The 13,512-nt window shown below is 63.1% G+C and carries 9 protein-coding genes; 2 read left to right on the forward strand and 7 right to left on the reverse strand.

Translation table 11 applies throughout. The annotated features are described in order from the left end of the window. Positions 1-273 precede the first annotated feature (273 nt). Positions 274-4,170, forward strand: coding sequence for a phosphoribosylformylglycinamidine synthase (gene purL / locus ACXX83_RS01820; protein WP_458547420.1), 3,897 nt, complete (start codon positions 274-276; stop codon positions 4,168-4,170). A gap of 5 nt (positions 4,171-4,175) precedes the next feature. Next, entirely contained in the window at positions 4,176-4,487 is a 312-nt protein-coding gene (locus ACXX83_RS01825) for a YqfO family protein (protein WP_458547421.1), read from the forward strand. Between the two features lie 186 nt (positions 4,488-4,673). On the opposite strand, the gene nagE is transcribed toward ACXX83_RS01825, so the two are convergent. From nagE to ACXX83_RS01860, 7 genes are all read right to left on the reverse strand, one after another. Beyond that, positions 4,674-6,389: an N-acetylglucosamine-specific PTS transporter subunit IIBC gene (gene nagE / locus ACXX83_RS01830; protein ID WP_458547422.1), complete on the reverse strand. Its 1,716-nt coding sequence runs from the start codon at positions 6,387-6,389 to the stop codon at positions 4,674-4,676. Between the two features lie 40 nt (positions 6,390-6,429). Next, positions 6,430-8,946 carry a phosphoenolpyruvate--protein phosphotransferase gene (gene ptsP, locus ACXX83_RS01835; protein WP_458547423.1) on the reverse strand — a complete coding sequence of 839 codons (2,517 nt, stop codon included), beginning with the start codon at positions 8,944-8,946 and terminating at the stop codon, positions 6,430-6,432. A gap of 156 nt (positions 8,947-9,102) precedes the next feature. After that, complete coding sequence (locus ACXX83_RS01840; protein ID WP_458547424.1) at positions 9,103-10,125, reverse strand: SIS domain-containing protein; 1,023 nt, start codon at positions 10,123-10,125, stop codon at positions 9,103-9,105. Continuing rightward, positions 10,106-11,212 (reverse strand): N-acetylglucosamine-6-phosphate deacetylase, encoded by a 1,107-nt coding sequence (gene nagA, locus ACXX83_RS01845; protein WP_217837300.1) that lies wholly within the window; start codon positions 11,210-11,212, stop codon positions 10,106-10,108. Before nagA ends, ACXX83_RS01840 begins: the two co-directional genes overlap by 20 nt. Before the next feature lie 35 nt (positions 11,213-11,247). Continuing rightward, positions 11,248-11,979, reverse strand: coding sequence for a GntR family transcriptional regulator (locus ACXX83_RS01850; protein WP_217837301.1), 732 nt, complete (start codon positions 11,977-11,979; stop codon positions 11,248-11,250). A gap of 283 nt (positions 11,980-12,262) precedes the next feature. Further along, positions 12,263-12,766, reverse strand: coding sequence for a L,D-transpeptidase family protein (locus tag ACXX83_RS01855; protein WP_007973946.1), 504 nt, complete (start codon positions 12,764-12,766; stop codon positions 12,263-12,265). A gap of 121 nt (positions 12,767-12,887) precedes the next feature. After that, positions 12,888-13,439 carry an NUDIX hydrolase gene (locus ACXX83_RS01860; protein ID WP_007973944.1) on the reverse strand — a complete coding sequence of 184 codons (552 nt, stop codon included), beginning with the start codon at positions 13,437-13,439 and terminating at the stop codon, positions 12,888-12,890. Between the last annotated feature and the right edge of the window lie 73 nt (positions 13,440-13,512).

A 13,512-nucleotide genomic window follows, 5' to 3' on the forward strand; every position in this document is an offset into this window, starting at 1 on the left:
CGCAAAGGACCACGGGCGCCATATCTCGACAGTGAAGGGCGAGTCTGCTAGAGATCACAAAACCGGCCGAAACCCCGCAGGAACGGGCCTTGTCTGCATTTTGTCACAGTAAAAATAAGCTGTCGTCACACGTCCGGTTAACCTGACTTTCGGGGCAGAAACACAGATCGACACCCGAGTGCAACCGTGCGTAGCGTTTCGGGTGATGTCGCGGGCTGTTTAGGCTAGAATGCACGGCCTCAAAGCACACCCCTTCCCGAGGCTGTCCCGAAGATGTTGATCCTGCGCGGCGCTCCTGCCCTTTCCGCCTTTCGCCACAGCAAGCTCCTTGAGCAACTGAGCCAGAAGGTTCCGGCTGTCAGCGGCCTGTATGCTGAATTCGCTCACTTCGCCGAAGTTACCGGCGTCCTGACCGGCGACGAACAGCAGGTGCTCGCGCGCCTTCTGAAGTACGGTCCAAGCGTTCCGGTACAAGAACCGACCGGTCGTCTGTTTCTGGTACTGCCGCGTTTCGGCACCATCTCGCCGTGGTCGAGCAAGGCCAGCGATATCGCCCGCAACTGCGGCCTGGCGAAAATCCAGCGCCTGGAGCGCGGCATCGCGTTCTACGTGGCCGGCCAGTTCAGCGACGCTGAAGCCCAGTTGATCGCTGACGGTCTGCACGACCGCATGACCCAGATCGTCCTGGGCAACCTCGAACAGGCCGCCGGCCTGTTCAGCCACGCCGAACCGAAACCCCTGACCGCCATCGACGTGCTGGGCGGCGGCCGCGCCGCGCTGGAAAAAGCCAACACCGAGCTGGGCCTGGCCCTGGCCGAAGACGAGATCGACTATCTGGTCAACGCCTTCGTCGGCTTGAAGCGCAACCCACATGACATCGAACTGATGATGTTCGCCCAGGCGAACTCCGAGCACTGCCGTCACAAGATCTTCAACGCCAGTTGGGACATCGACGGCCAGAGCCAGGAAAAAAGCCTGTTCGGCATGATCAAGAACACCTATCAGATGCATAACGAAGGTGTCCTGTCGGCTTATAAGGACAACGCTTCGGTGATCGTCGGCTCCGTGGCCGGTCGCTTCTTCCCGGACCCTGAAACCCGCCAGTACGGCGCGGTGCAGGAACCGGTGCACATCCTGATGAAGGTCGAGACCCACAACCACCCGACCGCGATTGCTCCGTTCCCGGGCGCGTCCACCGGTTCCGGTGGCGAAATCCGCGACGAAGGCGCCACCGGTCGCGGTGCCAAGCCGAAAGCCGGCCTGACCGGTTTCACCGTGTCCAACCTGCAGATCCCGGGCTTCGAACAGCCGTGGGAAGTGCCATACGGCAAGCCTGAGCGCATCGTTACCGCGCTGGACATCATGATCGAAGGCCCATTGGGCGGCGCTGCGTTCAACAATGAATTCGGTCGTCCGGCCCTGACCGGCTATTTCCGTACCTTCGAACAGTCGATCACCACCCCGCACGGTGACGAAGTTCGCGGCTACCACAAGCCGATCATGCTGGCTGGCGGCATGGGCAACATCCGTGAAGAGCACGTCAAGAAAGGCGAGATCGTCGTTGGCTCCAAGCTGATCGTGCTCGGTGGCCCGGCGATGCTGATCGGCCTGGGTGGCGGCGCGGCTTCCTCCATGGCCACCGGCACCAGCTCGGCGGACCTGGACTTCGCTTCGGTACAGCGCGAAAACCCGGAAATGGAACGCCGCTGCCAGGAAGTCATCGACCGTTGCTGGCAATTGGGCGACAAGAACCCGATCAGCTTCATCCACGACGTGGGTGCGGGTGGTCTGTCCAACGCCTTCCCGGAACTGGTCAACGACGGCGACCGCGGTGGCCGTTTCGAACTGCGCAACATTCCAAACGACGAGCCGGGCATGGCCCCGCACGAAATCTGGTCCAACGAATCCCAGGAGCGCTACGTTCTGGCGGTCGGCCCGGCTGACTTCGAGCGTTTCAAGGCGATCTGCGAACGTGAGCGTTGCCCGTTTGCCGTGGTCGGCGAAGCCACTGCCGAACCCCAGCTGACCGTCACCGACAGCCACTTCGGCAACAGCCCGGTGGACATGCCACTGGAAGTGTTGCTGGGCAAGGCGCCACGCATGCACCGTTCGGTGGTACGTGAAGCCGAGCTGGGCGACGACTTCGATCCGTCGACCCTGAGCATTGCCGACTGCGTCGAGCGTGTCCTGCATCACCCGGCCGTGGCGAGCAAGAGCTTCCTGATCACCATCGGCGACCGCACCATCACCGGCCTCGTGGCCCGTGACCAGATGGTCGGCCCGTGGCAGGTTCCGGTGGCCGACGTTGCCGTCACCGCCACCAGCTTCGACGTCTACACCGGCGAAGCCATGGCCATGGGCGAGCGGACTCCGCTGGCACTGCTGGACGCTCCGGCGTCGGGCCGCATGGCCATCGGCGAAACCCTGACCAACATCGCGGCCTCGCGCATCGGCAAGATCTCCGACATCAAGCTGTCGGCGAACTGGATGTCCGCTGCCGGTCACCCGGGCGAAGACGCGCGTCTGTACGACACCGTGAAAGCGGTCGGCATGGAACTGTGCCCTGAGCTGGGCATCACCATTCCGGTGGGCAAGGACTCGATGTCCATGGCCACGCGTTGGAACGATGAAGGCGTGGACAAGTCCGTCACGTCGCCAATGTCCCTGATCGTGACCGGTTTTGCGCCAGTGACTGACATCCGTCAGACCCTGACCCCGCAACTGCGCATGGACAAGGGCACCACTGACCTGATCCTGATCGACCTGGGCCGCGGCCAGAACCGCATGGGCGCCTCGATCCTCGCGCAGGTTCACGGCAAGCTCGGCAAACAGGCGCCGGACGTCGACGACGCCGAAGACCTGAAGGCCTTCTTCGCCGTGATCCAGGGCCTCAACGCCGACGGTCACCTGCTGGCTTACCACGACCGTTCCGATGGTGGTCTGCTGACCTCGGTCGTCGAAATGGCCTTCGCCGGTCACTGCGGCCTGAGCCTGAACCTCGACAGCCTGGCGGATTCCTCCGCCGACATCGCAGCGATCCTGTTCAACGAAGAACTGGGTGCCGTGATCCAGGTTCGCCAGGACGCCACCCCGGACATCCTCGCGCAGTTCAGCGCTGCCGGCCTGGGCGATTGCGTGTCGGTGATCGGTCAGCCAATCAACAATGGCGAGATCGGTATCACCTTCAACGGTGACACCGTGTTCGAAGGCCAGCGTCGTCTGCTGCAACGCCAGTGGGCCGAGACCAGCTACCAGATCCAGCGCCTGCGTGACAACGCCGATTGCGCCGAGCAAGAGTTTGACGTGCTGCTGGAAGAAGACAACCCGGGCCTGAGCGTCAAGCTGAGCTACGACATCAACCAGGACATCGCCGCGCCTTACATCAAGAAAGGCATCCGCCCACAGGTTGCCGTGCTGCGTGAGCAGGGCGTCAACGGTCAGGTGGAAATGGCGGCGGCGTTCGACCGCGCCGGTTTCAACGCGATCGACGTGCACATGAGCGACATCCTGGCCGGTCGTGTCGACTTGAACGAGTTCAAGGGCATGGTCGCTTGCGGCGGCTTCTCCTACGGCGACGTATTGGGTGCCGGTGAAGGCTGGGCGAAATCCGCGCTGTTCAACAGCCGCGCCCGCGATGCGTTCCAGGGCTTCTTCGAGCGCAACGACAGCTTCACCCTCGGCGTGTGCAACGGTTGCCAGATGATGTCCAACCTGCACGAGCTGATCCCGGGCAGCGAGTTCTGGCCGCACTTCGTGCGCAACCGTTCCGAGCAGTTCGAAGCCCGTGTTGCCATGGTGCAGATCCAGGAGTCGAATTCGATCTTCCTGCAGGGCATGGCCGGTTCGCGCATGCCGATCGCCATCGCCCATGGCGAAGGTCATGCCGAGTTCGCCAGCGAAGAAGCACTGCTGGAAGCCGATCTGTCCGGTTGCGTTGCAATGCGTTTCGTCGACAACCACGGCAAGGTCACCGAAAGCTACCCGGCCAACCCGAACGGCTCGCCGCGCGGGATCACCGGTTTGACCAGCCGCGACGGTCGCGTGACCATCATGATGCCGCACCCGGAGCGTGTGTTCCGCGCCGTGCAGAACTCGTGGCGTTCGGATGACTGGAATGAAGATGCACCGCTGATGCGCATGTTCCGTAATGCTCGTGTGTGGGTTAACTGATAGCGATGTACAAGCTCAGCTTCTTTGTTCCGACCAGTCATGTGGAACAGGTCAAAAGTGCCGTATTCGCTGCCGGTGGCGGACGGATCGGTGCTTACGACCACTGTGCATGGCAAGTGTTGGGTCTGGGCCAGTTTCGTCCACTGGACGGCAGTCAGCCGTTCATTGGCGAGGCAGGGCAGGTCGAACAGGTCGAGGAATGGAAAGTCGAGCTTGTAGTGGCTGATGAGTTGATTCGCTCGGTGGTGGTGGCTCTGAAACAGAGCCATCCCTACGAGACGCCGGCTTATGAAGTGTGGCGCCTGGCGGATTTCTGATTCTCGTGCCGCTGAAATGAAAAACCCGCTGAAAGAGATTTCAGCGGGTTTTTTATTACCCACAACTATTGTGGTGTTTGTGATGGCCTCTTCGCGAGCAGGCTCGCTCCCACAGTGGATCGATGTACACCGGACCCTTGTGGGAGCGAGCCTGCTCGCGATGGCGGCCTGTCAGGCACCGAGGATCTAAACCTTGGCACTGACCTCACTGCGATTGACCAACGCTTCCAGCGCATCACTCAAACTTGGCGCCTTGTCGCCAACCAGCAGATGCCAGATCCCGCCGTCCAGCTGACTCAAACCCTGACAACCCAGCGCTTTCAAATCACACTCCGACAACGCCTTGCCATTGGCCAGTTGCAAGCGGATGCGCGTCATGGCGATGCAGTCGAGTTGCAGCACATTGTCGCCACCCCCCAGCGCATTGAGCCATTGCTGCGCTTCAGGTGTCGCCACGGCGGCCGGTGCAGGCGCGGCGATTTCCGCTGCCGGCGACGACGCCATGGCACGACCCAGCGCCGGCATCGCCTGGCGAATTTCATCGGCAATCGCATCGGCCATCGGCCCGACCACTACCTGCAAGCTCCCGCCCTTGCCCGGACGCACCACGGCCATGGCGCCGAGCGCCTTCAGATCGGTATCCGAGGCCTTGTTGCGATCCACCATGTCCAGGCGCAACCGCGTGGTGCAGGCGCCAACGGTGATCAGGTTCTCGGCGCCGCCCAAGGCCTTGATGTAAGCCCCGGCGCGTTCATTGTCGGCCACCGCCACTTGCGGGGCGGCAGCGCTGGTTTCGCGGCCCGGTGTCTTCAGGTCGAAACGACGGATGCAGTAATCGAACACCACGTAGTAGATCACGGCATACGCCAGGCCCACCGGGAACACCAGCCAGCCGTTGGTGGACTTGCCCCAGCCAAGCACCATGTCGATGAAGCCGCCGGAGAAGGTGAAGCCCAGGTGAATGTTCAGCGCATTGGTGACGGCCATCGACAGGCCGGTCAGCAACGCATGCAGCAGAAACAGTAGCGGCGCGAGGAACATGAAGGCGAATTCGATCGGCTCGGTCACGCCGGTCAGGAACGCGGTCAGGGCCATCGACAGGAATATCCCGCCCATCACCTTGCGCCGTTCCGGCAGGGCGTTGCGGTACATCGCCAGGCACGCGGCGGGCAGGCCGAAGATCATCACCGGGAACATGCCGGTCATGAACTGGCCGCCTTTCGGGTCGCCGGCGAAGTAGCGCGACAGGTCGCCGGTGACCAGCGCACCGGAGGTGGGGTCGGTGAAATTGCCGAACACGAACCACGCCATGTTGTTGAGGATATGGTGCAGCCCGGTGACGATCAGCAGACGGTTGAACACGCCGAAGACGAACGCACCAATGCTGCCACTTTCCATCATCAGTGTGCCGAAACTGTTGATGCCGTGCTGGATCGGCGGCCAGATGTAGCCGAACACCACGCCCAGGCCCACGGCGGCGAACCCGGTGACAATCGGCACGAACCGTCGGCCACCGAAGAACGCCAGGTACTCCGGCAGCTTGATGTCCTTGAAGCGGTTGTACAGCGCGCCGGCCATCAGGCCGCTGACGATCCCGGCGAGCATGCCCATGTTGATGCTCGGGTCGAGGACCTTGAGGGTGGCGATCATCACTAGGTAGCCGATCACGCCGGCAAGTCCCGCCGTACCGTTGTTGTCCTTGGCGAAACCCACCGCGATGCCGATGGCGAAGATCATCGCCAGGTTGGCAAAGATCACCTGGCCGGCGTCATGGATGATCGCGATGTTCAGCAGGTCGGTATCGCCCAGACGCAGCAGCAGGCCGGCAATCGGCAGGATCGCGATCGGCAGCATCAGCGCGCGGCCGAGGCGTTGCAGGCCTTCAATGAAAAGTTGGTACATGGCGGATCTCCCTGGATTTTTGTTCTTCTTTTGTAAAGAGCTAGCTCAGAGGCCAGTGCTGGTGACAGGCATGACGCACGGCACTGGCGCTGCTCAGCTTGAGCAGGTCATGGCTGATGCGCCGGCATTCGCTGGCGTCGAGATGACGCACGCGGTCCTTGATTTCACCGATCTGTACCGGGCTCACCGACAGCTCGCTGACTCCCAGGCCGATCAGCACCGGCGTGGCCAGTGGATCGGACGCCAGTGCCCCGCACACTCCGACCCAACGCTTGTGCTGCGCCGCACCGGCGCAGGTCTGGGCGATCAACCGCAGCAGGGCCGGGTGCAACGCATCGACGCGCGCGGCGAGCCCTGCGTGGTCGCGGTCCATGGCCAGGGTGTATTGCGACAGGTCGTTGGTGCCGATGGACAGGAAGTCCGCGTGCTCCGCCAGTTGCTCGGCCAGCAGCGCGGCGGCCGGCACTTCAATCATCACCCCCAGTTCCGGGCGCTGCGCCAGACCCAGTTCGGTACACAAGGCATCGAGGCGTTGGCGGATGTGCAGCAGTTCATCGACCTCAGTGATCATCGGCAGCAGGATCCGGCAGCGTGACAACGGGCGCAGGTGCAGCAGCGCGCGCAGTTGCTGGTCGAGCAGTTCCGGGCGGACCTGGGCCAGGCGAATGCCGCGCAGGCCGAGCACCGGGTTGGCCTCGGCGGGCAGTGGCAGGTAATCGAGTTGCTTGTCGCCACCGACGTCGATGGTGCGGATGATCACCGACTTGTCGCCCATGGCATCGAGCACGGCTTGATAGGCCTGGTGTTGTTCCAGTTCGTCCGGGGCGGTGTGGCGGTCGACGAAGAGAAATTCGGTGCGCAGCAAGCCGACGCCGTCGGCGCCATTGGCCAATGCGTCTGCCGCTTCCGTGCTGGACGCCACGTTGGCGGCGACCTCGATGCGCAGGCCATCGCTTGTCAGCGCCGGTGTGTGCGCCTGGGCCTGTTGTTCGGCCCGGCGTTGTTGCTGTTGCTGTTGCAGCTGGCGCACGTCGGCCAGGCGCTGTGTGCCGGGGGTCAGTTCGAGGCGGCCGCCGTCGGCGTCCAGCACCACCGGTTGCCCCTGTTGCTGATCGAGCAGCGTCGAGCCCAGTGCGACCATGCACGGCAGGCCTTTGCCCCGGGCCAGAATCGCTACGTGGGAGGTCGCACCGCCCTCGACCATGCACAGCCCGGCGACGCCTTGCTGGCTCAGTTGCAGCAGATCGGACGGAGTCAGTTCATGGGCCGCGACGATGGCGCCGGCCGGCACGTCGTAATGCCAGGTATCGCCGAGCAATACGCGCAGCACCCGTTGCTTGAGGTCGCGCAGGTCATTGGCGCGTTCGGCGAGCAATGTACTGCCGGTTTGCTGGAGCACTTCGCATTGCGCGTCGATGGCCTGGCTCCAGGCGTGGGTCGCAGCTGTGCCCTGGTCGACGGATTGGCTGGCAGCGTCGAGCAAGGCCGGGTCTTCGAGCAGCGCCAGGTGTGCGGCGAAAATGGCCTCTTCAGCGCTGTCCTTGTGTTTTTTTGCCTGGGCCAGGGTGTGGTCGATTTCGCTGCGCACCTGGCTCAGTGCCGCGTCCAGAACCTGGTGTTGCTGTTGCGGATCATGATGGCCGGCATCCGCTGGCAGGCTGATCGCATTCAGTCGAAACAGCGGCCCGCCGACCAGGCCCGGCGCCGCGCAAACGCCGTGCAACACACCGGCTTCGGCGGGGCGATTGCGTTGGGCGATCGTCGGTGGCGCGGCGGCGTGAGTGTCTTCGGCCAGGGCTGTGGATAACGCGGTGAGCAAGGCTTGCAGCGCGGCTTCGGCATCCGGGCCCTGGCAACTGACCTGGACTTCTGCCTGCTCGCCGATGGCCAGCCCCATCAGGCCAATCAGGCTGTCGCAGGTGGCCGACTTGCCGGCGAAGTGCAGTTGCGATTTGCTTTTGAAACCTTGTGCGGTCTGACGGATCAACGCCGCCGGCCGCGCGTGCAGGCCGCCACGGTGCGCTATGCGTACGAGGCCGACAATCTCTGCGCCGGCAAACTCGATATCGACCTCTGCGGTCGATGTCTGTCGACGAATGATGTGCAGCAGCGGCTCACCGACTTTCACCGATTTGAGGGTGATGGGCCGCGCCTGAAAGTCCTGGCTGTTAGTGAGGATCAGCAGGCTGACCAGGCTTTTGCACTGTTGCGCGACCTTGTCCAGGTCGTAGCGCAGCAGGGGTTGGCCATTGGCGACGCGCGCCCCTTCCTTGACCAGCATCGAGAAGCCCTGGCCCTGCAACTCGACCGTGTCGAGGCCCAGGTGCAGGAGCAATTCCGCGCCGTTGTCGGCACGCAAGGTCACCGCGTGACCGGTGCGCGCGACATGCACCACCACACCCGCACAGGGGGCATGGAGCGTGTCGTTGAGCGGATCGATAGCGATGCCGTCGCCCATGGCGCCGCTGGCAAACACCGGGTCCGGGACTTTGGCGAGCGTGAGCACCGGGCCGCTGAGCGGGGCGCTTAAAGTCAGCTCTTTATTGTTGTTATGCATGGCTCGGTCTCATCAAAAAATACAGTTCGGATCAACGTGCCCCCTGTAGGAGCGAGCTTGCTCGCGAAGAACCTGAGAACAACGCGTTCATTCAGGAAACACGCGTCATCGTTGACGTCCATCGCGAGCAAGCTCGCTCCCACAGGGGGCAATGATTCAATGGGTGCGGGTGACTTTGCTCAAGTGCCGCGGCTGGTCCGGGTCCATGCCGCGGGCCACGGCCAGGCCGGCGGCCATCACGTAGAAACTCTGGATCGCCAGAATCGGGTCGAGGGCCGGGTGTTCGGCGCGGGTCAGGGTCAGGTCGCGCTCGCGCACGTCATCCGGCGCGGCCAGCAGGACACGGGCGCCGCGCTGACGCATGTCGGCGGCCAGGCTCAGCAGACCGGCCTGTTCGGCGCCCCGTGGGGCAAACACCAGCAGCGGGTAGTTGTCACCGATCAGGGCCATCGGGCCGTGACGGACTTCGGCGCTGCTGAAGGCTTCGGCCTGGATCGCCGAGGTCTCTTTGAATTTGAGCGCCGCTTCCTGGGCGATGGCGAAACCGGCGCCACGGCCGATCACCATCAGCCGCTGGCAATCGCGCAAGGCCTCGATGGCCGGGCTCCAGTCCTGTTGCGCGGCGTTGCGCAGGCCGTCGGGCAAGGCCAAGCCGGCCTCGAGCAGTTCGGCGTCTTCCTTCCAGTGCCCGATCAACCGCGCGCTGGCGCTCAGGGTGGCGATGAAACTCTTGGTCGCAGCGACGCTGCTTTCAGTGCCGGCACACAGCGGCAGGCTGAACTCACAGGCGGCTTCCAGCGGCGAGTCCTCGGCATTGACCAGCGAAATGCTCAATGCGCCGCGCTTGCGCAACAGGCGCAGGCTGTTGACCAGGTCCGGGCTTTGCCCCGATTGCGAGAAGGCGAATGCCACCTGGCCGCTGACCTTCAGCGGCGCCTGCTGCATGCTCACCACCGACATCGGCAACGACGCCACCGGAATGCCCAGTAGCTGCATGGTCAGGTATGCGAAGTAACTGGCGGCGTGGTCGGAGCTGCCGCGCGCCACGGTCATGGCCACTTGCGGCGGCTGACGACGCAGGCGTCCGGCGATCTCGATCATCTGCGGGTCGAGTTGCTGCAGTTGGGCTTGCACGGCCTCGAACGAGGACAGCGCCTCTTCAAGCATTTTTGAAGTCAATGTCTTCTCCTTCGACCATGACGGCGGTCAGTTTCAGTGAGCGATCCAGCCGCACGCAGTCGGCCCAGGCCCCTGGTTGCAGGCGCCCGCGCTCGGTGAGGCCGAGGTAGTCGGCGGGGAATTGCGACAGACGCTGCGAGGCTTCGGCGATGGGCAGGCCGATTTTCACCAGGTTGCGCAGGGCCTGATCCATGGTCAGGGTGCTGCCGGCCAGGGTGCCGTCGGGCAGGCGCACGCCGCCCAGGCACTTGGTCACGGTGTGGCTGCCGAGTTTGTACTCGCCGTCGGGCATGCCGGCGGCGGCGGTCGAGTCGGTGACGCAGTACAGGCACGGGATCGAGCGCAGGGCGACGCGGATGGCGCCGGGGTGCACGTGCAGCAGGTCCGGGATCAGTTCGGCGTACTTCGCGTGGGCCAGTGCGGCGCCGACAATCCCCGGCTCGCGGTGATGCAGCGGGCTCATGGCGTTGTAGAGGTGGGTGAAGCTGCTGGCGCCGGCCTCCAGCGCTGCGACGCCTTCCTCGTAACTGCCCAGGGTGTGGCCGATCTGCATGCGGATGCCGCGGCGGCTGAGGTCGCGGATCAAGGCATCGTGACCGGCGATTTCCGGGGCAATGGTGATCACCCGGATCGGCGCCAGTGCCAGGTACGCTTCGACCTCGGCCATCAACGCGGTGTGGGCGAAGTTGGGTTGCGCGCCGAGCTTGCCGGGGTTGATGTAGGGGCCTTCGAGGTGCACACCGAGCACCCGCGCGCAGCCTTGTGGCCGCTGTTCACAGAATTCGCCGACGGCTTCGAGCACGCTGGTGATCTCTTCGCTCGGTGCCGTCATGGTGGTCGCCAGCAGCGACGTGGTGCCGAAGCGCACATGGGTTCGGGTGATGGTTTCGAAGGCGGGCGTGCCTTCCATGATGTCTTTGCCGCCACCGCCGTGAACGTGCAGGTCGATGAAGCCCGGCAGCAGATAAGGCAGGTCGTTGTCCGCCGGATCGCAAGGGACGCCTTCGATGGACACGACCTTGCCGTGGGCGTGGACCAGTCGGCCGCGAACCCAGCCGTGGGCTGTGAGGATGTTGTCTTCGGACATGTCGGGATCTCGGTTTTTAACGGCCGGCTGTTTTGTCAGCGACGCAGCTCGGCGACAAAGTCGTAGTAGTCGTTGCGGCAATAGGTGTCGGTGACTTCGATGGGCGTGTTGTCTTCCAGGTAGCCGACCCGGGTCATCAGCAGCATGGCGGTGCCGGGGGCGATGCCGACCAGCGCGGCGAACTCGTCCGTGGCGTTGATCGCCTGGATGTGCTGCAAGGCGCGCACCACCGGCTTGCCGATGCCGTCGAGGAATTCGTAGAGGGAATCACCCACCGCTTGCGGCTTGGGAATGATCGAGGCGGGCAGGGTGCTCATCTCGATGGCCATCACGGTGTCGTCGGCCTTGCGCAGGCGTTTGAGCCGCGCGACCTTGTCGTTGGGCGACAGGCCGAGGCGGATCAGCTCTTCGTGGGTCGGCAGGGTGATTTCCCGCTCCAGCCATTGCGAGCCGGGCACAAACCCCTTGAGCCTTAGCATTTCACTGAAACCGGAAAGGCGCGACAACGGTTGTTCGAGGCGCGGCGTGATGAAGGTGCCGGAGCCCTGGTTACGGCGGATCAGGCCTTGTTCGAACAACACTTCCAGCGCCTTGCGGGCGGTGACGCGGGAGATACCCAGGGTCTCGCTCAGATGGCGCTCCGACGGCATGGCCTGTTCGGCTTTCCACTGGCCGGCATGGATCGCCGCTTCCAGATTGCGTGCCAGTTGCAGGTACAACGGCGTGGGTTGGGTGTCGTCGGGGCGCAGGGCCTGTAGGTCGTTCATGTAGGCATTGTCCGATGCGGATATAGGATTGTTGTCGCCCGGTTGTGAGGCGAAACTAATACCACTTGCATACCATGTCAACGCGAGTGTTTTACAGGAATAGGTCGATTCTGGCCGGCTTGAGGCTGGGTGGTTTGAAGTGGTATTAGCGGTAGGCTTTAAAACGACAAAGATCGCAGCCTGCGGCAGCTCCTACCGAACGAAATGGTATTCACCCCGTAGGATCTGCCGCAGGCTGCGATCTTTTGATTTTTTTTTTGATGCCGACCAATGGTCGAGGGAATTACGGACGAATCTCGATCATCGTGCCGTCCGGCACCAGGTTCCAGACTTCGCGCATGTCCATGTTGCGCATGGCGATGCAGCCGTCGGTCCAGTCCAGGGTGTGGAACAGGTCTTCCGGGGTGTCTTCGGTATCCGGGGTGCCGTGGATCATGATCATGCCGCCGGGCTCGACGCCTTCACGACGGGCGCGGGCCGAGTCGCTGATGTTCGGGTAGGAAATGTGCATCGCCAGGTTGAATTTATCGCTGACCTTGCGCCAGTCGACCCAGTAGAGGCCTTCCGGGGTGCGCTTGTCGCCTTCCATCAGTTTCGGCCCCTTGGGACGCTTGCCCAGGGAAATGCGATAGGTCTTGAGCGGCTTGCCGTCATTGATCAATTGCAATTGATGGGAAGACTTGAGAACCAGGATTTTCTCGATGACCTTGCCGTCCAGGGGTTCCAGGGCAGAAGCCTGGGACACCGCGACGAAAGACAAACAGAACAGGGCAAGCAACCAGCGCATTGAAACGATTCCCCAAGAGGTGTCGCGACTATTTATTTATAGATGTTTTTGTGGGAGCCGCCGAAGGCTCGGGCCGCGTTCGTACGATTTTTCAGCGGCTACGAATGATACCAATATGGCATCAGATAATGGCAGGCTGAGCAAGCGGCGGAATCGATTCAGACCGTACGGGATAGACCTCGGTCCGCCGGTCAGCGAAGAAGCATTCTAAGGTACGGCCCACCGTGCGGAAAGCCAGCTCATCCCAAGGAATGTCCGCTTCGTCGAATAGTTGCACTTCCAGGCTCTCGGGGCCGGCAGAAAAATCCAGGTCCGCAAGCGTGGCACGGAAGAACACATGCACCTGGCTGATGTGCGGCACGTCGATCAGGGTATAGATGCTCAGGTTGCGCACCCGGGCGCAGGCTTCCTCGGCGGTCTCGCGAATGGCGGCCTGTTCGATGGTCTCGCCGTTTTCCATGAAACCGGCGGGCAGGGTCCAGTAACCGCGGCGCGGCTCGATGGCCCGCCGGCACAGCAACACCTTGCTGCCCCAGGTCGCCACGCAGCCGGCGACGATATTGGGGTTCTGGTAGTGGATGGCCTGACAGCTGTCGCAGACAAAACGCAGGCGCGAATCGCCCTCGGGAATGCGCTGGGTCACCGGGTTACCGCACTGGCTGCAAAATTTCATGCTGGGGTTCCTGAATGCTGCGCCTATCTTGGCGTGAGGCAGTGCCGGTCGGCAAGTTGTCGTTTCGCGACAT

The sequence above is a fragment of the Pseudomonas sp. GNP012 genome (assembly GCF_054343835.1).